This window comes from Nocardioides maradonensis (assembly GCF_054777115.1).
Genome location: NZ_BAAHAZ010000012.1, coordinates 117,799 through 133,165, shown reverse-complemented (window position 1 = coordinate 133,165; position 15,367 = coordinate 117,799). Strand labels below are relative to the sequence as shown.

35 protein-coding genes are annotated in these 15,367 nt (G+C 65.1%); 5 read left to right on the top strand and 30 right to left on the bottom strand.

What is annotated here, in order from left to right:
* Nucleotides 1-15: 15 nt before the first annotated feature.
* The 30 genes from ACYVAQ_RS15765 to ACYVAQ_RS15620 all read right to left on the bottom strand — a co-directional run bounded on the left by ACYVAQ_RS15765 (nt 16) and on the right by ACYVAQ_RS15620 (nt 10,731).
* Nucleotides 16-297 carry a hypothetical protein gene (locus ACYVAQ_RS15765; RefSeq protein WP_460791352.1) on the bottom strand — a complete coding sequence of 94 codons (282 nt, stop codon included), beginning with the start codon at nt 295-297 and terminating at the stop codon, nt 16-18.
* A complete protein-coding gene (locus ACYVAQ_RS15760) occupies nt 297-1,136 on the bottom strand; it encodes an ATP-dependent DNA ligase (protein ID WP_460791350.1) in 840 nt (279 codons plus the stop codon). Before ACYVAQ_RS15760 ends, ACYVAQ_RS15765 begins: the two co-directional genes overlap by 1 nt.
* 5 nt (nt 1,137-1,141) lie before the next feature.
* Nucleotides 1,142-1,414 carry a hypothetical protein gene (locus ACYVAQ_RS15755; protein ID WP_460791348.1) on the bottom strand — a complete coding sequence of 91 codons (273 nt, stop codon included), beginning with the start codon at nt 1,412-1,414 and terminating at the stop codon, nt 1,142-1,144.
* Nucleotides 1,407-1,721, bottom strand: coding sequence for a hypothetical protein (locus ACYVAQ_RS15750; protein WP_460791346.1), 315 nt, complete (start codon nt 1,719-1,721; stop codon nt 1,407-1,409). The genes ACYVAQ_RS15755 and ACYVAQ_RS15750 overlap by 8 nt, the downstream gene beginning before the upstream one ends.
* A complete protein-coding gene (locus tag ACYVAQ_RS15745; RefSeq protein ID WP_460791344.1) occupies nt 1,718-1,966 on the bottom strand; it encodes a hypothetical protein in 249 nt (82 codons plus the stop codon). The genes ACYVAQ_RS15750 and ACYVAQ_RS15745 overlap by 4 nt, the downstream gene beginning before the upstream one ends.
* On the bottom strand, nt 1,963-2,121 hold the full coding sequence (locus tag ACYVAQ_RS15740; protein WP_460791342.1) for a hypothetical protein: 159 nt from the start codon (nt 2,119-2,121) through the stop codon (nt 1,963-1,965). Before ACYVAQ_RS15740 ends, ACYVAQ_RS15745 begins: the two co-directional genes overlap by 4 nt.
* Nucleotides 2,121-2,270, bottom strand: a complete 150-nt coding sequence (locus ACYVAQ_RS15735) for a hypothetical protein (protein WP_460791340.1) — start codon at nt 2,268-2,270, stop codon at nt 2,121-2,123. The genes ACYVAQ_RS15740 and ACYVAQ_RS15735 overlap by 1 nt, the downstream gene beginning before the upstream one ends.
* A complete protein-coding gene (locus tag ACYVAQ_RS15730; RefSeq protein ID WP_460791338.1) occupies nt 2,267-2,491 on the bottom strand; it encodes a hypothetical protein in 225 nt (74 codons plus the stop codon). The genes ACYVAQ_RS15735 and ACYVAQ_RS15730 overlap by 4 nt, the downstream gene beginning before the upstream one ends.
* Entirely contained in the window at nt 2,491-2,727 is a 237-nt protein-coding gene (locus ACYVAQ_RS15725; RefSeq protein ID WP_460791337.1) for a hypothetical protein, read from the bottom strand. Before ACYVAQ_RS15725 ends, ACYVAQ_RS15730 begins: the two co-directional genes overlap by 1 nt.
* Entirely contained in the window at nt 2,724-2,936 is a 213-nt protein-coding gene (locus ACYVAQ_RS15720) for a hypothetical protein (protein ID WP_460791336.1), read from the bottom strand. The genes ACYVAQ_RS15725 and ACYVAQ_RS15720 overlap by 4 nt, the downstream gene beginning before the upstream one ends.
* Before the next feature lie 2 nt (nt 2,937-2,938).
* On the bottom strand, nt 2,939-3,721 hold the full coding sequence (locus ACYVAQ_RS15715) for a Ku family protein (protein WP_460791334.1): 783 nt from the start codon (nt 3,719-3,721) through the stop codon (nt 2,939-2,941).
* Complete coding sequence (locus tag ACYVAQ_RS15710; RefSeq protein ID WP_460791332.1) at nt 3,721-4,020, bottom strand: hypothetical protein; 300 nt, start codon at nt 4,018-4,020, stop codon at nt 3,721-3,723. Before ACYVAQ_RS15710 ends, ACYVAQ_RS15715 begins: the two co-directional genes overlap by 1 nt.
* Complete coding sequence (locus tag ACYVAQ_RS15705) at nt 4,017-4,241, bottom strand: hypothetical protein (RefSeq protein ID WP_460791330.1); 225 nt, start codon at nt 4,239-4,241, stop codon at nt 4,017-4,019. Before ACYVAQ_RS15705 ends, ACYVAQ_RS15710 begins: the two co-directional genes overlap by 4 nt.
* Before the next feature lie 169 nt (nt 4,242-4,410).
* Nucleotides 4,411-4,668, bottom strand: a complete 258-nt coding sequence (locus ACYVAQ_RS15700; protein ID WP_460791328.1) for a DUF7455 domain-containing protein — start codon at nt 4,666-4,668, stop codon at nt 4,411-4,413.
* On the bottom strand, nt 4,665-4,955 hold the full coding sequence (locus tag ACYVAQ_RS15695; RefSeq protein WP_460791325.1) for a hypothetical protein: 291 nt from the start codon (nt 4,953-4,955) through the stop codon (nt 4,665-4,667). The genes ACYVAQ_RS15700 and ACYVAQ_RS15695 overlap by 4 nt, the downstream gene beginning before the upstream one ends.
* Nucleotides 4,956-5,125: 170 nt before the next feature.
* Nucleotides 5,126-5,758, bottom strand: coding sequence for a hypothetical protein (locus tag ACYVAQ_RS15690; protein ID WP_460791320.1), 633 nt, complete (start codon nt 5,756-5,758; stop codon nt 5,126-5,128).
* Between the two features lie 341 nt (nt 5,759-6,099).
* Nucleotides 6,100-6,546 (bottom strand): hypothetical protein, encoded by a 447-nt coding sequence (locus ACYVAQ_RS15685; RefSeq protein ID WP_460791316.1) that lies wholly within the window; start codon nt 6,544-6,546, stop codon nt 6,100-6,102.
* Between the two features lie 65 nt (nt 6,547-6,611).
* A complete protein-coding gene (locus ACYVAQ_RS15680; protein WP_460791313.1) occupies nt 6,612-6,980 on the bottom strand; it encodes a helix-turn-helix domain-containing protein in 369 nt (122 codons plus the stop codon).
* Nucleotides 6,981-7,003: 23 nt separating this feature from the next.
* Nucleotides 7,004-7,243, bottom strand: coding sequence for a hypothetical protein (locus tag ACYVAQ_RS15675; RefSeq protein ID WP_460791311.1), 240 nt, complete (start codon nt 7,241-7,243; stop codon nt 7,004-7,006).
* On the bottom strand, nt 7,240-7,986 hold the full coding sequence (locus tag ACYVAQ_RS15670; RefSeq protein ID WP_460791309.1) for a DUF4192 family protein: 747 nt from the start codon (nt 7,984-7,986) through the stop codon (nt 7,240-7,242). Before ACYVAQ_RS15670 ends, ACYVAQ_RS15675 begins: the two co-directional genes overlap by 4 nt.
* A complete protein-coding gene (locus ACYVAQ_RS15665) occupies nt 7,983-8,219 on the bottom strand; it encodes a hypothetical protein (protein ID WP_460791307.1) in 237 nt (78 codons plus the stop codon). Before ACYVAQ_RS15665 ends, ACYVAQ_RS15670 begins: the two co-directional genes overlap by 4 nt.
* The gene (locus tag ACYVAQ_RS15660; RefSeq protein WP_460791304.1) at nt 8,216-8,389 is read right to left on the bottom strand and encodes a hypothetical protein; all 174 of its coding nucleotides are present in this window, start codon (nt 8,387-8,389) and stop codon (nt 8,216-8,218) included. Before ACYVAQ_RS15660 ends, ACYVAQ_RS15665 begins: the two co-directional genes overlap by 4 nt.
* Before the next feature lie 10 nt (nt 8,390-8,399).
* Nucleotides 8,400-8,651, bottom strand: coding sequence for a hypothetical protein (locus ACYVAQ_RS15655; protein ID WP_460791302.1), 252 nt, complete (start codon nt 8,649-8,651; stop codon nt 8,400-8,402).
* 1 nt (nt 8,652) lies between these two features.
* Nucleotides 8,653-9,003, bottom strand: a complete 351-nt coding sequence (locus tag ACYVAQ_RS15650) for a hypothetical protein (RefSeq protein ID WP_460791300.1) — start codon at nt 9,001-9,003, stop codon at nt 8,653-8,655.
* A gap of 1 nt (nt 9,004) precedes the next feature.
* Nucleotides 9,005-9,127: a hypothetical protein gene (locus tag ACYVAQ_RS15645; RefSeq protein ID WP_460791298.1), complete on the bottom strand. Its 123-nt coding sequence runs from the start codon at nt 9,125-9,127 to the stop codon at nt 9,005-9,007.
* A complete protein-coding gene (locus tag ACYVAQ_RS15640) occupies nt 9,124-9,381 on the bottom strand; it encodes a hypothetical protein (RefSeq protein ID WP_460791296.1) in 258 nt (85 codons plus the stop codon). The genes ACYVAQ_RS15645 and ACYVAQ_RS15640 overlap by 4 nt, the downstream gene beginning before the upstream one ends.
* 29 nt (nt 9,382-9,410) lie before the next feature.
* Nucleotides 9,411-9,596: a hypothetical protein gene (locus ACYVAQ_RS15635; protein ID WP_460791294.1), complete on the bottom strand. Its 186-nt coding sequence runs from the start codon at nt 9,594-9,596 to the stop codon at nt 9,411-9,413.
* Nucleotides 9,597-9,748: 152 nt separating this feature from the next.
* Nucleotides 9,749-9,922: a hypothetical protein gene (locus tag ACYVAQ_RS15630; RefSeq protein ID WP_460791291.1), complete on the bottom strand. Its 174-nt coding sequence runs from the start codon at nt 9,920-9,922 to the stop codon at nt 9,749-9,751.
* Entirely contained in the window at nt 9,922-10,320 is a 399-nt protein-coding gene (locus tag ACYVAQ_RS15625) for a hypothetical protein (RefSeq protein WP_460791290.1), read from the bottom strand. The genes ACYVAQ_RS15630 and ACYVAQ_RS15625 overlap by 1 nt, the downstream gene beginning before the upstream one ends.
* Before the next feature lie 81 nt (nt 10,321-10,401).
* On the bottom strand, nt 10,402-10,731 hold the full coding sequence (locus ACYVAQ_RS15620) for a hypothetical protein (RefSeq protein ID WP_460791289.1): 330 nt from the start codon (nt 10,729-10,731) through the stop codon (nt 10,402-10,404).
* A 1,006-nt stretch (nt 10,732-11,737) separates the two neighbouring features.
* Between ACYVAQ_RS15620 and ACYVAQ_RS15615 the strand changes: the two genes are divergently transcribed.
* From ACYVAQ_RS15615 to ACYVAQ_RS15595, 5 genes are all read left to right on the top strand, one after another.
* Complete coding sequence (locus ACYVAQ_RS15615) at nt 11,738-12,682, top strand: hypothetical protein (RefSeq protein ID WP_460791287.1); 945 nt, start codon at nt 11,738-11,740, stop codon at nt 12,680-12,682.
* A gap of 319 nt (nt 12,683-13,001) precedes the next feature.
* Nucleotides 13,002-13,337: a hypothetical protein gene (locus ACYVAQ_RS15610; protein ID WP_460791285.1), complete on the top strand. Its 336-nt coding sequence runs from the start codon at nt 13,002-13,004 to the stop codon at nt 13,335-13,337.
* Nucleotides 13,338-13,373: 36 nt separating this feature from the next.
* Nucleotides 13,374-14,072: a hypothetical protein gene (locus tag ACYVAQ_RS15605; protein ID WP_460791283.1), complete on the top strand. Its 699-nt coding sequence runs from the start codon at nt 13,374-13,376 to the stop codon at nt 14,070-14,072.
* A 10-nt stretch (nt 14,073-14,082) separates the two neighbouring features.
* Nucleotides 14,083-14,772: a hypothetical protein gene (locus tag ACYVAQ_RS15600; RefSeq protein ID WP_460791281.1), complete on the top strand. Its 690-nt coding sequence runs from the start codon at nt 14,083-14,085 to the stop codon at nt 14,770-14,772.
* A gap of 15 nt (nt 14,773-14,787) precedes the next feature.
* Complete coding sequence (locus tag ACYVAQ_RS15595) at nt 14,788-15,354, top strand: hypothetical protein (protein ID WP_460791280.1); 567 nt, start codon at nt 14,788-14,790, stop codon at nt 15,352-15,354.
* Nucleotides 15,355-15,367 lie beyond the last annotated feature (13 nt).

Genomic DNA, 15,367 nt, shown 5'->3' with positions numbered 1-15,367 from the left:
AGCGCTGGGGGGTATTCAGTTGTTGGTCAGGAAGTCGACGACAGAGTCGGGGCTGGCCAGATCGGGCAGGGGAACTTCGAGGCGGAATTCGAGCGGCCCGCCGTCCAGGACGTGTTCCCACCTGAATCTGCCCCGCCTGCCATCGGGCCTGTCCGTCAGCGGCTCCCAGTCCCAGTTGCCCAGTGACCTGACGCGCATGCCGTCCCACTCGGGCATCCGTTTGCCGCTAGTGGCGCGGCAGTTCTGCATGAAGTAGATGCAACCCTTGATGGGCTCGAATGTGGGCTCGTCGTTCATCACTCCTCCAGCTGGTCGATGGTGCAGTCGAGCAGCGTCTTGTCTCGCCTCACACCACGGAAGACCGGGAACCGGAGTTCGCCGGCCAAGGTGCGCATGTGCTCCACCTCGACGGCAAACATCTCCCCGCTGTCAAGACGGTTCTTGAGTTCCCACGTCTGGCGCTCGGTGAAGCCCGAGCCGGTGCGGCCGATGTGCTGCACGGAACCGTCGTCGTTGATGAGCGCCAGCTTCAGACTTCCGAAGTGGGTGCGTGATCCAGTGCCCGGCTCGTAGCCGTAGGCGATGCAGGTAGTGCGAGAGGTGTCCTTCCACTTGACCCAGTCAGCCGAGCGCTTGCCAGGCTGGTAACGGGATGCCCGGCGCTTGGCGATGACGCCCTCGCCACGAGCGTGACGAACGGCGTCGATGAACTGAGCGTCGTGCCCGAGGGGCGTCCGCGATTCAGTTAGGACCTCCAGGGTGCGCCGCCGGCTGGTCCAGTCTCCCGGTGCCATGGGCATGTCGAATGCGACGAACATGCACGGGTGCGACTCTGCAAGACGATTGATCTTCGCCTTGCTGCTCTGCGACTCCCGCATGAGCGCGGTCTCGAAGGTGCCGTCTTTCGCGATGATCTCTCCATCGAAGAGAGAGCTCGCCCAAGAGCCCATCCGAATCTCGGGGAACTTGTCGGCGATGTCGGTCCCGGTGCGGGTCCAGATGCGACCGGAATAGTCATCCAGGATCGCCCGGATGCCATCGAGCTTGAGGTCCAGCACCCAGTCGCCAGACTCGACCAGCTTCCGCACGTCGATGGGCTGCCGGCCGGACGCGCCGGTGCTGGCGATGGCCAGCATGGGCTCTATTGGGATAGCCATGCGATCACCTTCTCCGGCGTGGAGAAGTCACGCTGACGGAGTGCCAGGCACGACAGGTCGAACGACGCCTCTTCCATTCCCTCGGAGGTGAGCCACTCAAGCGACGCGGTCGCGCCACCCGAGAAGTCGTCGAGGGACTGGACGCAGTAGGTACCGGTCAGCCAGTCGTCCGGGCAGGACATGTCAGTAGCGTCCTTGCCGCGAAAGGTCGGACGCGATGCGAACCTGACCCACGAGCCAGCCTCGATCTCACTCACCGAAGAGCTCCCGCATCGCTCGGGTGGACTCCAACTCCGTTCCCACCTGAAGGCCGAGCTGGAAGATCAGCAGCGGTGCCTGCTGCTGAGCAGACTGCTGGGCCTCGGCTGGATGGACTCCGCGCTTGATGAGCTCCATCTGCATCATGGTGTAGGCCGAGTAGTTCGCGCTCAGGAGAGCGTTGCCAAGTTCCCCGGTCATCCACGCAATGTCGGGCGGGTCGAGCTCCAGGACCTTGTCGATGGCCTGCTTGATCTGTTCGGACCGGGCCCAGTCGGCCTCGGGCTCGGGGATTGCTGCGCTCATGATTCCTCCTCCTGCGTCAGCCACTTGGCCAACTCGTAGGGGTCGTCGATCGGCGGTACTTCTTCGAGGTCGATGTCGCAGTTGATCCCGTCGATCTGGATGAGGACGACGGGGCGATAGCCCTCCTCGACCCATCGCTTGACGGTCTCCCATGCCCTCACGGCGATCTCGGCCCTGGACTCCTCGGGCTTGACGTCGAACACGTTGCCCATCAGGGAGAACATCGCCTCGGAGGACTCGTTCACGCTTCCTCCTGGCAATCCATGCAGTAGCCGCGTTCGTCGTCGTACATGTGGTCCTCGGAAGAGCCCATGCGCCCGCAGGTGCCGGCGCATTCCCAGTAGCCCTCACCGAGGAGGTAGGCGACGACCTCGTCAGTCGTCTTGAGGTTGAGAGGCATCAGTCCTCCGCGTTGATCAGAACTCCCGTTAGAAGGCATTCCACCTGTTCGGGGGCGAGCTCCAGCAGCGTCGCCCAGTCCCACTGGGAGGGCGGATCGAACCGAGTCTCGTCGTAGGTGATCGCCAGGACCACCGTCTGCTGCTTCACGGTGCGGCCACTCGGATCTCGCACTGCCAGCACTTCAGCCAGCTCCGCGTGACGTCCTCGTCGGAGGACTCCATGTGGTTGGGCTCGCCGTCTTCCTCGAAGCCGTAGACCTTGTAGTAGTGGACGCCCTGCTCGGCCAGCAGGAACGTCCCGCACCCACAGGCGGGGCAGACGTACTCGCGCGCCTGCTGAGCCCAGATCAACTTCCGCGGACGCGCCATCACAGCCCCCACTCGAACTTGGCGCCGACCATGGCGGGGTCGTCGCACTCCGTGATCTCCAGGAAGTACGAGGCGTCACCGTCGTAGCGCCCGGTGCCAGTGAGGGGCAGCAGGACGTCAGCCGCCCAGTCCTCGATGTCCTCGCCGGGCTCGGGTCCGTCAACGTCCGTTGCGACGGTGGTGACGACCTCTTGGCCGTCCTCGTAGATGTTCTCGATGGTCGCGGTGAGTTTCACTCTTCACCCCATCCATTTAGGGCACGGATCTCGCTCAGGGCCTCGTCCTCTGCCGCCGCCACGTTCGGCGCATCGACGCAGGTCGCCCATGGCTGCCCGAACGACTCGTTGCCGCCACCGACCTCGTGATCGCCTTCGATGACGCCGGCAACATAGGGCTCGTCGTCCACGTAGTAGCCGATGACGGTGTATCGGTTCCAGGGGTCCATGTTCAGGCCGCCTTCAGTGCAGCGAGCTTCTTCATCAGCTCGTCGTTGGACACGACAACGCCCGTTGCCGTGGTGTCGGACTCGACCTGGACCTTGTCCGCGTCGGCGATCATCCGCTCCAGCGCAACGGCGTAGCGGTCCTCGTACGCCTCGGCGTCGTAGTCCGTGGTCAGCTGGCCGAGCATGGCGTCGAGCAGGCCGTACATGGTCTCGTTGACCTCGCCGCCGACGCTCGGTGCCGGCTTGATCGCCTGCTCCCGGACGCGCTCCTGCATGACCAGGACGCCATCACGTACAGAGATCATGTACAGGCCGGTGACCGACACCGGGGTGTGCAGGCCGGCGAACACGAGCTCGGGGTGCTTGCCGATCAGGGCGACGAGCAGCTGATACTGGTCGGCCAGGTCTCCCCCGCTGGTGGGCGTCAGGTAGTAGGTGCTGCCGCCCTCGCTGGTGGCCCGCAGGAACTCGTCCGCGGGGTGTGCCACGAGCTTGATGCCGCCCTTGTATGCCTGGGTGTACTCGGCCTTGGCCTTCTGGATCTCGTCGGGCTGGATGATGCGGTAGGTGCCGCCCTCCTTGATGCCCTTGACGATGTCCTCGTCCCCGGTGAGGGTGCCGCAGTGGTCGCAGGCCCGCGGTGCCCGGAGGGGCGACGGGTCGTGGTGTGCGCCGGGTCGGCCGGTGCAGAGATTGCTCATCTGCACGGGCTTCTCGATCGCGCTCTCCTTGTTGACGGTGAGGCTCATCAGCCCCAGCGTCAGAGTGATGTGTCGTGCTGCCATCAGGTCCCCCTGGGGTCGTAGCGGTGAATCCGAGCGGCGGACGGCGGTGGGTCGCCATGGCAGGCACGGCAGTCGTCGGGGTGGTAGTCGTAGCCCCACATCCGGAAGCACTCGGTACAGGTGTCGCCGTCGTACTTGCTCACGGCGCACTCGATGTCGAACAGGTTCCGGCACGCACTGCACCAGTCGCACTTGGGGCACTGATCGGGCGTCTCGGGGAAGTTCGACACCAGTCGGTCGTGCTTGCAGAACTCGGCATCGGCTCGGTGCTTCCCCCAGACCTTGTCGTACTGACTCACAAGTCCTCCTCGCAGTCGTGTCCGGGACGGTGATCCAGCGCGGTTGCTACCAGCGCGTAGAGCGAGTCGGTGTCCTCGATCTCGCAGATGACGTCGTCACAGGAGGTGCAGACGAGCCACAGCGACTCGGACTCCTCGCGGTAACGAACCTCGTAGTCCCAGAGGTTGCGGCCGTATCCCGCCCCCAGTGCGGCATTGATCTCGCGTCCGATGTTCGACATCAGTCCTCCTCGACACCAAGCACCACCGCGTCATCGGCGGCGCTTCAGTTCGGTACGCGCTGACTGCGCGCATGTGACCTCCAAAAGCAGGAGAGCCCGCTCCCTGATGGGAACGGGCGTTGTTGTCACCCCTTACCTAGTCGGGGTGACGGAATAAACCGGGCTGGACCTAGACCGAACCGCCAGGCTTCCGATTGATGGTGTCCCGGTTGTCCACCAGGATCTGCCAGCCGTCGAGCGTGAGGGCATCGAAGTGCTGGTGCGTGTGATGGCTGCAAAGGTAAAGGCTCAGCGGGTCTCCGCCGATCACCTGGCCCACCACCACGAAGGCCTGGGCGCCGCACGAGTCACACCGATCTGCGACTCGCAGCTCCGGCGCCTCGGGCGCAATGGCCTCCATGGAAACGTCTTCGACCTGAGTGGTCATCGTTGTCCTCCCATCGGGACTCGTTCGTCGTACTCGCCCCAACCGGACGAGTAGGGGATGGCGACCCGCTCCGGGTCGCGCCAGGTCGTGCTCAGGGCTCCAGTGACGAGTCCCTGGTGCTGGGTCGTGGTCACGGAGTACTTGACGGCCGGCACGACCCACATGCCGAACTCGCCGGTCTCCAGGAACGGAACGACGTCCTCCGGTGCCATGGTGTCGTGGGGCCTGGTGGCCCACCATGCGATCGGGGTGGCGTACGACCTGATGACGAACGAGGCGAACCTCACTGACGAGAAGTAGCGAACCGGGAGGCCACTCAAGGTCTCGGGGTGGCAGCCGGGGACATGCTCGATAGCGGAGAAGGACGGCCCGCCTGGACCGTCCTTCTTGAAGGTGTTCCGGAACTCGATGCGTTCGCGGATCAAAGGTTCGGCGTCATCCAGGCGCCTGAGGACCTTCATGCGACCTCCCGGGCTTCCTCGATCGCGCATTCCAGGGCGTACTTGTAGGGGTAGGGGTCGACCACTCCCCCGACGCCCATCGACTGCTCGCCGGTGCGGAGGTTGGCGGCACGGATGTAGAACGAGCCCTCCTCGTCCCACACCTTGAAGCTGGCGATGTCACCCTTGAGCTCCCGACGCGCGTAAGCCTTGAGGTGCTTTCGGTCCTGGGCGTGGTGCAGCCATTCGGCGACGTCCCAGTACTTGGGGTCGCCGAGCAACTGGCGCGGAGTCAGGTCGGGGATGAAGGCCCACATCGTGCCCGAGCCGTAGTCCCCGAAGTCGAAGCGCTCGATCGCCAGCGGCTCCAACTCCTTGAGGAGTCTCTTCCGCAGGTGCTTCTCGTTGTAGACGTAGTCGTTGCGGTATTCGCGGATGATCCTGGCCGCGAAGTCATCGTCGTTGTACGCCCACCGGGTTCCCTCGGCCACGAACTTGGTGTGCTGGAAATCGCCGTGCGGGTTGCCGAAGTCGTCAGCCTCGGCCCATGCCACGGTGCGGGCGGGGAGTCCGTCCTCCTCGGTCCACTGCATGATCGCGGTGTCAGGCACCAGGTCGCTGACCTCGTACTCCAGATCGGTGATGCTCATCCGGCCTCCCATAGGCTCGGTTGTGTTGATTCCTCGTGGGAAATGCGAAGCGGCTCCCCATTCCTGAGGAGCCGCTTGTTCGGTCCGGTGATCCGGTGGTACGCGATGAATGCCTGACTGGCTCGATGGCCGACGTGGTAGTCGTACCAACGGCCCTCGTCGTCGCAGACCTGGACGCGCCAATCAGTCTTGCGTGTGCGAATCACGTTCGTTCTCACCGGGCCGTATGCGCGAGGGCTGCGGTCGGATGCCCAGGCAGTAGTCGCAGGTGTAGCCGCCATGAGGACCGCCTCGGCACTCGCAGACGAGTCGTGCCTTCTCGGTCGAATGGTCGGTCATGACTACTCCTTCGCCAGGAGCGAGTCGGAGCACTCGTACTCGTAGACCGGGCGCTCCTCGGTGCGTTCGGGCTGGGCCTCGACGGCAGGCACCACGACGGTCTCGGTGCCGATCTGCCTCCGCTCGCACACCTGGTCTCGCTGCGTGATGATGCGTACCTGCAGGTGCTCGGTGATCTGCTGGTTCAGCTCGAAGGTGTCGCCGCGGTAGAGCTTCTCCCACTTGCCGCCGATCGCACGCCGGATGATGGAGGCGCGCTGCAGCACGGCGGACTCCGACGCCCAGAAGTACCAGAAGATCTCGGCGCCGCTGGTGTAGATGCCGAATGCCGGCGTCGGGAGATGCGCGTGCTTCTCCAGAAACGCGACAGCGTCCTTCATGCCTTGGACCTGCTGGTCGATCTCTGGGTTGTTCTCGAACACCTCGACCAGATCGACGGTGCTGGTCATGTGACCTCCAAATGCAGCAAGCCCGCCCTCCAGTTCAGGAGAACGGGCGTTAACGGGTGGACGTGCTAGATGTAGTTGATCCTCATGTGCGGGATCTGCTCCCAAACACGGCCGGCGACCATTCGGTGCCAGGCGGCCGGGTACTTGGAATCCGGTTCGGCATCGCGGTACGAGGCGTCATTGCGATACGTCTGCATTGTCGGCGCCGGATGCTCCTGGAGCGTGGCGAGAAGCTCGGCCACCATCGTGTCGGCATCGTGCTCGCACTCGCGCAGGAGTTCGAGGATCCGCGGCGGAAGGTTCGACTTCCCGTTGTCCCACGCACTTACACGTTTCTGCGGGACGCCGGCGAACTCGGCGAATGAGCCACCGGTGAAGCCGAGCGATTCCCGAATGACCCGGAACGTTGCGCCGTTCATGCGCTCGGTGGTCACGTCCAGAAGCATAGGGGCGAACCTCACTCCTGCTCGTAGAACCGGCGAATCCACCGCGTGTCCAACTTGCCCCCACAACGGACGTTCACGTCGTGGTCGACGAACACTTCGATGTTGCCGGCCTCCACGACGACGGGACCGTAACTGCCCTCATCCACGTACGCGGATTGGCTGAATCGGGTGACGCTTCCGTCGGCGTGCTTTACGCGGTAGACGACGGTCGGCCAGGTGCCAACCTTGAAGATGTCGAGGTCGGTGCTCACGCGATCTCCTTGCGGAAGTCGTCCCACGCGGACGGCGGGATTGCGATGTCCAGTGCGGTCTGCACGAAGGTCAGCACCGGGTCGCCCTTCATGTATCGGGCCGCGACGTCATGGGCGATCCACGCCAACGCACCGTCGCCCATGAGCCACGCTGCGAGCGCCAGCACCTTGGCCACCTGCCCGGTGTCTTTGTGCCCGGGGTCGAGGTTGGCCAGCTCGACGCAGAGCCGAGCCACGAGATCCTCGGCTGTGTCACGTCCGAGGGTGCGGTAGATGTTGTCCCGCTGCTCCTTGTCGCCGGCCCATGCGGAGTGCTCGGTGCCGCGGGGTTCGATCTCGTCAGCGACCTGCGCCCGGCTCTTGTACTCGGGATTGGTGACGGTCTCCCAGGTCCCATGAACAGTCGTGACGGTTGCGTGGTCGTGCAGCACGTCTACGGTGCAGGCGATCAGCACTTCGATGCCGACCTTGTCGAACTCGTGGCCGAGGCGCTGCACCTGTTCGAGCGCACCCCCGTACGACGCCAGGACGACCTTCTCCACCTGGTGCCGGATGCATGGCGACACGAGCCTCTCGACCATGTCCTCGAACGTGCCGGTGTCTCGGCCCGGCAGGTCGATCCGGGCGTGAAACGCCCTCGGTCCGAACGTCAGCAGCACCATGCTGTGCTCGGGTGCGAATCCGAGCATGACGGGAACGATCGTTGCCACGTCGGCCGGTGACTTGAGGGTGATCTTCTTCATGAAAGCTCTCGAATCTTTGTTAGGAGCCGCTGGAACGTCGGGGCGTCCACGCCAAGTGGAAACTTTCCTTCGTAGTCGAGCGCCCGCCATGACTCCATGTCGTGCGGTTGTCGAATGAGCCACCGGGAGTCGAGGACGCGGCGTGTTGTGTCGCGACAGGTCAGATGGTCTTGGATGCGCTCGCCGTCGGCACAGGCCGCGCATTGGGAGAGCGGCAGGTCGGTGAACTTCACTCCTGCTCCTTGGTCATGCGCCGGCGCCACGCCTGGCGCTCCTGGTGCTTGCCGACGCGCTTGTCGCGCTTGCGGTTCCTGCCGGGCGCCTCGTTGCAGCACGCGCAGTCACGGCCACCGGGACCGGTGTGGCGACGGCTCCCGATCATGGGTGCCTTGTTCTCGGACATGTGTTTCTCCCTATGCGAGCTGGTACACCGTCCAGCGGTTCGAGCCGCGGTACATCAGGTCTCCGCAGCCGTCGCAGTACCAGGGCATGCGGCCCCACCACTCGGTCGGTGATTCGTCGTCCACCACGAACGCGCCAGGGCCGAGCTCGGCCGCCGGCTCATGCGTATGTCCGTAGTAGTTCTTGCATGACGAGGTGTCGTCGTTGGCGATCTTCTGGGCGCAGCAGTCGCAGACCCGCACCTCGTTGGTGATGCTGGCCATGTCAGTACCCCGCGGCCTCTGCACTGTGGTCGCGCTGCGAATAGGTCATGTCGCAGTCGTCCTCGGTGCAGAACGTGGCCTCGCGCCAGATGGACCCCTCCTCGGTCTCCTCAAACCACTCCATGCGGGTGGCGTGCTGAGGGCTACGGCTGCTGTCGTAGGTGCCGATCTTCAGCTGGCCGTTGATCCACGGCTGCGTGTTCACGATGTCGGCGAGCACGCGGTTGCGGAACTGGAGCTCGGCCAGGTCATTGGCTCGCTCCCTGTCCGTCATCTCTGCGACGTAGCGCCTGTCGATGGTGCCGTCGCAGTCGGTACTGCGGGTGTCGATGTGTGCGTGGAGCTCGGCCATGTCAGTCCCTCGTCCAGGGGTCGTTGCGGTCGTTGGTGGTGGCGAGGTGCAGCACGAACCCAACTGCCACTGCCAGGAGGATCAGGCCGGCGGCGATCCACTCGCCCAGGTCGGCGCGCATCACGTGCGCTCGGTGATGAGCTGGGATTCGAGCCACGCGCGGATGTCGGCCATGGTGGCGCTGTCGATCCACCAATCCGGAGCGCCGCCATCCAGGCAGATGCCCGCGGTGGACCCCAGAATCGTGCTCAGGTAGTACGACGCGATCTGCTGCCCGTACTCGGTGAACGGGTAACGGGCGTCGTAGAAGGTGACCGCGTGTGCGATCCCAGCGCTCCAGGTGCTGCGCTTGACGTGCAATCGCACGGTGAACGGCACGCCATGCGACTCGACTCGGATACTGGGCATCAGTGCGTCCGGCCGTCGTGTCCGCAGTTGGGGCAGTTGTCGCTCAGGTGCCGCGTCAGCACGGCGCGCTCGCATCCGGGGCAGTCCCAGTCGTAGTAGTCGCCCAGGATGTTGATGGCGAGCTCGCGCGCGTCGTGGAGGATCTCGCGCACCTCCGGCGAGAACATCTCCGGGTGCGTGCGCATGTTGTACGTGGTGCGGTCGCGCTTGACCTTGTCGCGGTGCCGCCTACGCGCTGCTGCGTGTGACGGCGGTGTCAGAACGGGCGTTGCCATGGGTGCTACCTCCTGGTGAGGGCCCTGCACCCGGAGTTGGGTGCAGCTGCTTGGTGCGGGTGTTACTGCGCGTCTCGACCTTCGCAGATCCAGACGTCGGCGTCGTGCCAGTCGTTGTGGACTGCGTTCGTGTGGGCCGGGTGCGGGAAGTTGTTGGGGCAGACGGGCTTGCCGTCCTCGTTGACGATGATGCGAGCCAGGCCGAGATCGTCACTGTGCTCGATGCGCGTGGTCATCATGAGCAGTCCGGGCAGGACTTGTGCGCGGACGGGATGACGGTGAAGCACGTCGGGCAGGTGCCACTCGGGGGCATCTGCGTGGGGATGCCCAGGTCGGTGATCTGGGCGATCAGCTCGGCCCGCTTCCCCTGCTGCATCTCGCGGATGCGCGCAGCGGAGTTGTCCGGCTGGGGCTCGCGCTGGTTGGGCGCCAGGTTGATGCCGGAGTCGACGCGCACGGTGCGCAAGCCGGGTCCGTACTGGTGCGTGTGCTGGACCCGACCCATGGTGAGGGAGGCCGGCGCCCAGGGTGCTCCGCTGTGCGTGAGGTTCGGCGTGTGGGTGACCGAGCTCGACCGACACTCCTGCGTGTCGATCAGGCCGGCATCCCGCAGCGCCTGCTGCAGGGTGGACATTCGTGTGCGCCCTCCTTCCTTGGTGCACGCCCGGGTGACTAGCGGGTGCCCGTCACCCGGGCGTGTGCTCGTTGCGCCGGATCACTCCGACTTGGTCTCGGCCTTGGTGGCCGGCTTCTTGGGGAACTGCGGCTCGCGCGCCTTGGTGGCCGCGGTGTCGGTGATCCGCACGGAGACGGAGTACTGCCGACCGTCGTACGTGACCGGGATCTGGGAGACGGACGCGCCGACCCAGGCCGACGTCTCCGACTCCTTGACCTTGCGGGCCTCGACGATCGAGGCGACCGTGTCCTGCGCGAGGACGCCCAGGTCGGCGAGGAACGCGTTCTTGCGCGCCTCCACGAGAGCCTGCAGCTCCTCCAGCGACATGGAGTCCAGGTCGAGGGTCTGCGTGTTGGTGGTGGTGCTCATGGTTCTGCCTTCCGGTATGGCCCACACACCCTGTTGCGTGTGGACACACGAAGGCCGGCACACACGATTGCGTGTACCGGCCAACGTGACGGAAGGGCGCGAGCCCGTTCCCGAACTGGCATTTCATTGATATCCGTGGATGCGCAGAGCCAGTTGCTCACGGGTTTGGTTTGCGTTCAGCGCGAAGTTGTCTCTCCGCTTGTTTGGTCCGCATCGGCTACGTGTGGAATCACAACGATTCCCACGGATATCCGTGCGGATATGCAGTTGTGCGCAATCTAGGCCTTTCGGCCCTCGTTACGTGTGTACTCGAAGGCGGCGGATTCCACTAAGCCCATTCCGCGTGAGCATAGGAATCCGCCTGTTCGTGCGGAAACTCGCCTTTATCGCGAGCCGTGCCCACCCAGGTTCCGATGGAGCTGGATACACACTCGTGCGTGTGGGCTGTCGAGATTCACTCCTGCCCGGAGTGCTGCGTGACCCACGAGGGCGCGGCCGGGTCCAGGTCAGGAGTCACGCCGGCGTGGTCGTGGTCATTCGGGCGCAGATCGCTCATTGGTTCACACCTCCTACGTGTGCGCGAGCTGCTCGTAGCCGCAGTCCAGCGGCGTACGTGTGGGGGCCTAGCGGGACACCATGCGACTGGCGTCCAGATGGGCCGCAGGGTTGAATAGCCCGCGCGGAGCTGACTCCGCCGGACTCGCGGCGACGGTCACACCGACGACGAGCACAAGCGCTAGCAACGTTCGGCGCATCAACCGTTCACCCCCTTTCGACCCTTACCTAGTCGGCCCGTCGGAATAAACCGATCGGGCCGGTCGGGCCAACCCTGTTCGGTCGGTCCCGCTTGCTGACCCCTACCTAGTCGGGGTCTGGCAATAACCGAGGTCGAAAGGTAAAGAAACTGATTCGGGACGGAATCCCGTTTATTCCGGCACCCCGTTGCGGCATAGTTGGCCGTGCGGCACCCAACACCGGGCGCCCGACTCTCAGAGGAGTAGGCACCATGTCTCAGATCACCGACCTGACCGCTTGGCAGGCACTCGCCGACGACGACCGCACGGCACTCATGACCGCACTCATGACGGCGGCCCGTAGCGACGAAGACGCGCATGTCGTCAGTGACGCGGTCCTCTACGCCGCGTCACTGCTCGGAGCGGCACAGTCCCCTGTTCACGCCGCACGCGCAGCGCTCCGCATCGCACGGGCCGAGCACGCCCAGCGCGTTGCCCGTTCCATCGCGCGCGGCACCGACGCACTGCCCTACGGCGTGACCCCGGCGGATGCGGAGGACATCACGGGCGAGGGCATGGGGCGACTCACCTCGGGCGGCACCGATCCGGCCGACGCCTACGGCTATCGCGTCGCTGACGTCGCGGTCGCGGTCGTCAACACGCTCCCCCTCACGGCACGCCGTAGCGCTTCCGACTGGCTGACTGCGGAGCGCATGGGACGCCGAGGGAAGCGGACCACCCCGGCGAAGCACGTCACCACCACCGAGCACGATGCGTTGCAGGTCGCACTCGCTGACATGGGGGACTCCGCACCCCTGGCCCCCGCACACCCCAAGCATGGGCGTCTCTCTCACGGGGGACACCAGACCACCACCGAGCACCCCGCGCACGTCGGCCGCGTCACCGTGCGCACCCCTGACGGGCAGGTCACCACGCGGGACATGAGCGAGGCTGAGCGCGCGTTCTATGACCGCGTCACCACGCGCGAGCAGACCGCCACCTACGCCGGAGAGGGTCAGGACGTCACCGACACCGACCCCCGGCGCACAGTCAAGGGTCACGTCGCTGACGGGTCACAGCGGAGCGCGTCCGACTTCCACGCCCCCGGGCAGGCGGCACGCATGCGGGACGGGCAGGTCACGAGCGGAAAGGTCGCACCGTCCCCCCGCAAGCGACCTGGGGACAACGGGCCCACCATCACTGTCAGCGCACGCTGACACGTCACCCGACACCGACCCCCGGCGCACAAGGTGGCGACCGGGGGTCGGTCGCGTTCCGGGGGGGAGAGGCCCCCCCGTTTCTCGGGACGAGCTGCCAGGACCACCAGCCGGCCAACGGCAGCTCCCCGCTCACGATAAATCCCATTTTCGGAATCGTCGTGGGACTTACAACGGGCGTTAAGAATCTTGACATCAAGAGGTATGCTCATTGCGGCGCAGCGGAGGCACGAGGCAGCGCCGGTCTGAACGGGCGTTGAGCCCGATGGGTTGAGCCGAACCGCTCCCCCGCGGAGCCGGCCGGACGTATCGTCTGAGCATGGCTGGTGGAGCGATCATCGAAGGTGCCGGCAAGGGCGCCATGGCCCAGAAGAGCGGCGGCGAGTGGGCCGTCGGTCCGTTCCTGGCCTCCTGGGCGACGGGCTATGAGGTGGCGACCGAGGGCCGGCAGATCAAGTCCGGCGTGGGTGGAGCCGTGGTGGGCGTCGTGGCCCTCGGCCCGCTCGGTCTGGCCGGCGGCCTGCTGGGCGCCCGGAAGAAGCGGCTGTCGGTGGTGACCTGGCGGGACGGCCAGGAGTCCCTGGTCGAGATCACGTCCCCGGACCTGCACTCAGCCCTGACGAGAGCGGCCTTCGCGAATCGCAACGCCCGTTGACCTAGCACCAACGCCCGTTGTGACGAAGACGGGTGCATGGCCAACAAAGTTGTGATCGGCGACTTCAGTGACGGCACCCTAGGGGCTTCCCTGCCGGCAAACTGGGCGAGTGCCTCGCAGTTCGGCATCCTGGAGACCTTCCTCTACGGCGGCGAGCTGGACTCGGCAACGTATGCGGCGGGCCGGTCCGGCGACCTTTGTTTGAAACTGCAGTCGACGGGTGTCGGATATCGCGATCTCGACTTCTATCAGGACAGCACCCACAACGCGCTCGTTGCCGGAATGGGTTGTACGTTCAAGCCGATCCTGGGACGGTCATGTATTCAATTCTGGTGGTACCAAGCCGGCGGATATGCTGAACCGTTTATTGAGTTCCTGTTCAACGATCCATTTCACCTGGCTCGTGGCAACCTTCTGATCGATACGTTCAATGCGCCGGCTCAGCCAGAAAATCTGTACTACACGGTCGACCTGAATCAGTGGTTCACCGTCGAGCTGGCCGACGATGGGGGCTGGTCCCTGGTCGGCGACTCGGCAGGCGTGATCGGGACTGGCAATCTGGGCGTCACGACACAAGGACGGGGTGACATTCCTTGGATCTTCTACGCAATCGCCCTGAGCGACGGAGCCACGGGTGGTGCCCCGGGTCATCCGACTGCGATCCTGGTGGACGAGGTTTATGTACTGACGACGCTCACCGGCCAGCCGCTGTTCCGCCGGCGCAACTTCGAGTAGGGCGAGCGGCATGGAACCACCGCGGACGATCGCGAACTTCGAGGGCGGCACCCTGAATGCAGCCATTCCGGAGACACCCGGCACCGGCACCTCGGGAGCGGAATTTCTGGTCGTTCACAGGGGCTACTTCAGCAACGTCGCGCACTCCGGCGCCCGGTCGGTGCGATGCACGTCGAGCGCATCCGATGGCCCGTTTGCCTCGGCCGGCTTCCGTGCCGAGGTCGACCTTCCGGTCGCGGAAGCCGGCCTATGGTTCAAGTACGACTCGGTACCGCTGAACGGGCTCATCTATGCCACAATCACGCTGCTCAGCGGATCCGAGATCATGACGTTCAACTGGAGCCTGAACACGAACTCGGGGGGCTCTCCGACCCCGGTTCTCTCCGCGAGTCAGCTATACCCCGACCCCGGGGACTATGTGACGTTGCCCCCGTATGACCACATGGGCGAGTGGCTGCAACTTAGGGGCACATCGACAGGCCTGCTCACCCTGAGCGATGCAGCAGGGACGACCATCGCGACGGCGAGTACCCACCGCCCAGTGCCCATGTACACAACCCGGGTCTATGTGGGTGGCGGAACGGGTGGTCCGGACACAGCAGCGACGATCTTCCTCGATGACTTCTACTACGTTCCCGCCTATCTGAATGGTTCGTTCGACTCCACCAAGCGCACTTTCCTCCCCAAGCGCAGCGCCTGACCCGAAGTCGCGTGCATGACGAACGACGCCTTCGCCGACGCTCGGCTAGTCGTCCTCACGGGAGGCGTCTTCTACGACTCGCAGGACGGCGGCGACTTCACCCGGGAAGACCCGGATGAACCGACGGTTGCCGGCGGCAGCTGGCACACGGCCTGGTGGTCGTTCACGCCCACCTCCGACAGCACGTTCTACGCCAACACGTTCGGGTCGTACAGCCTCCACGACCCGACGTACGGCGACACGACCCTCGGCATCTACACCGGAAGCGGCCTTGCCAGCCTCACCACCATCGCGTCGAACGACGACATCGACCCGGACGTCAACCCAGGAGCGCTACCGAACAACTCCGCGGTCTCATTCGACGGAATCGCGGGCACGACCTACTACATCCAGATTGGCACTTACGGCAACGACCCAACTTTCTACTACCTGAACATCGGAGATGGCGCTCCCCCGCCTCCTCCTCCGCCAACTCCGGGCGGCTTCCCAACCCTCTCCGCGACAGGCACCTCCTGGGCCCCTCGTCAGACCGCGGCCAGCCTCCCCGGCCCTGGCCACGCGCGCTTCTCGCGCGGCTGGTAACGGGCCACCGACG

Bases quoted from the DNA above. Each gene is read 5' to 3' on its own strand.
- ACYVAQ_RS15765 (WP_460791352.1), bottom strand. From the start codon at position 297: ATGAACGACGAGCCCACATTCGAGCCCATCAAGGGTTGCATCTACTTC.
- ACYVAQ_RS15760 (WP_460791350.1), bottom strand. From the start codon at position 1,136: ATGCTGGCCATCGCCAGCACCGGCGCGTCCGGCCGGCAGCCCATCGAC.
- ACYVAQ_RS15750 (WP_460791346.1), bottom strand. From the start codon at position 1,721: ATGAGCGCAGCAATCCCCGAGCCCGAGGCCGACTGGGCCCGGTCCGAA.
- ACYVAQ_RS15740 (WP_460791342.1), bottom strand. From the start codon at position 2,121: ATGCCTCTCAACCTCAAGACGACTGACGAGGTCGTCGCCTACCTCCTC.
- ACYVAQ_RS15730 (WP_460791338.1), bottom strand. From the start codon at position 2,491: ATGGCGCGTCCGCGGAAGTTGATCTGGGCTCAGCAGGCGCGCGAGTAC.
- ACYVAQ_RS15720 (WP_460791336.1), bottom strand. From the start codon at position 2,936: ATGGACCCCTGGAACCGATACACCGTCATCGGCTACTACGTGGACGAC.
- ACYVAQ_RS15715 (WP_460791334.1), bottom strand. From the start codon at position 3,721: ATGGCAGCACGACACATCACTCTGACGCTGGGGCTGATGAGCCTCACC.
- ACYVAQ_RS15705 (WP_460791330.1), bottom strand. From the start codon at position 4,241: ATGTCGAACATCGGACGCGAGATCAATGCCGCACTGGGGGCGGGATAC.
- ACYVAQ_RS15700 (WP_460791328.1), bottom strand. From the start codon at position 4,668: ATGACCACTCAGGTCGAAGACGTTTCCATGGAGGCCATTGCGCCCGAG.
- ACYVAQ_RS15690 (WP_460791320.1), bottom strand. From the start codon at position 5,758: ATGAGCATCACCGATCTGGAGTACGAGGTCAGCGACCTGGTGCCTGAC.
- ACYVAQ_RS15685 (WP_460791316.1), bottom strand. From the start codon at position 6,546: ATGACCAGCACCGTCGATCTGGTCGAGGTGTTCGAGAACAACCCAGAG.
- ACYVAQ_RS15670 (WP_460791309.1), bottom strand. From the start codon at position 7,986: ATGAAGAAGATCACCCTCAAGTCACCGGCCGACGTGGCAACGATCGTT.
- ACYVAQ_RS15660 (WP_460791304.1), bottom strand. From the start codon at position 8,389: ATGTCCGAGAACAAGGCACCCATGATCGGGAGCCGTCGCCACACCGGT.
- ACYVAQ_RS15655 (WP_460791302.1), bottom strand. From the start codon at position 8,651: ATGGCCAGCATCACCAACGAGGTGCGGGTCTGCGACTGCTGCGCCCAG.
- ACYVAQ_RS15650 (WP_460791300.1), bottom strand. From the start codon at position 9,003: ATGGCCGAGCTCCACGCACACATCGACACCCGCAGTACCGACTGCGAC.
- ACYVAQ_RS15635 (WP_460791294.1), bottom strand. From the start codon at position 9,596: ATGCGCACGCACCCGGAGATGTTCTCGCCGGAGGTGCGCGAGATCCTC.
- ACYVAQ_RS15630 (WP_460791291.1), bottom strand. From the start codon at position 9,922: ATGACCACGCGCATCGAGCACAGTGACGATCTCGGCCTGGCTCGCATC.
- ACYVAQ_RS15625 (WP_460791290.1), bottom strand. From the start codon at position 10,320: ATGTCCACCCTGCAGCAGGCGCTGCGGGATGCCGGCCTGATCGACACG.
- ACYVAQ_RS15620 (WP_460791289.1), bottom strand. From the start codon at position 10,731: ATGAGCACCACCACCAACACGCAGACCCTCGACCTGGACTCCATGTCG.
- ACYVAQ_RS15615 (WP_460791287.1), top strand. From the start codon at position 11,738: ATGTCTCAGATCACCGACCTGACCGCTTGGCAGGCACTCGCCGACGAC.
- ACYVAQ_RS15610 (WP_460791285.1), top strand. From the start codon at position 13,002: ATGGCTGGTGGAGCGATCATCGAAGGTGCCGGCAAGGGCGCCATGGCC.
- ACYVAQ_RS15605 (WP_460791283.1), top strand. From the start codon at position 13,374: ATGGCCAACAAAGTTGTGATCGGCGACTTCAGTGACGGCACCCTAGGG.
- ACYVAQ_RS15600 (WP_460791281.1), top strand. From the start codon at position 14,083: ATGGAACCACCGCGGACGATCGCGAACTTCGAGGGCGGCACCCTGAAT.
- ACYVAQ_RS15595 (WP_460791280.1), top strand. From the start codon at position 14,788: ATGACGAACGACGCCTTCGCCGACGCTCGGCTAGTCGTCCTCACGGGA.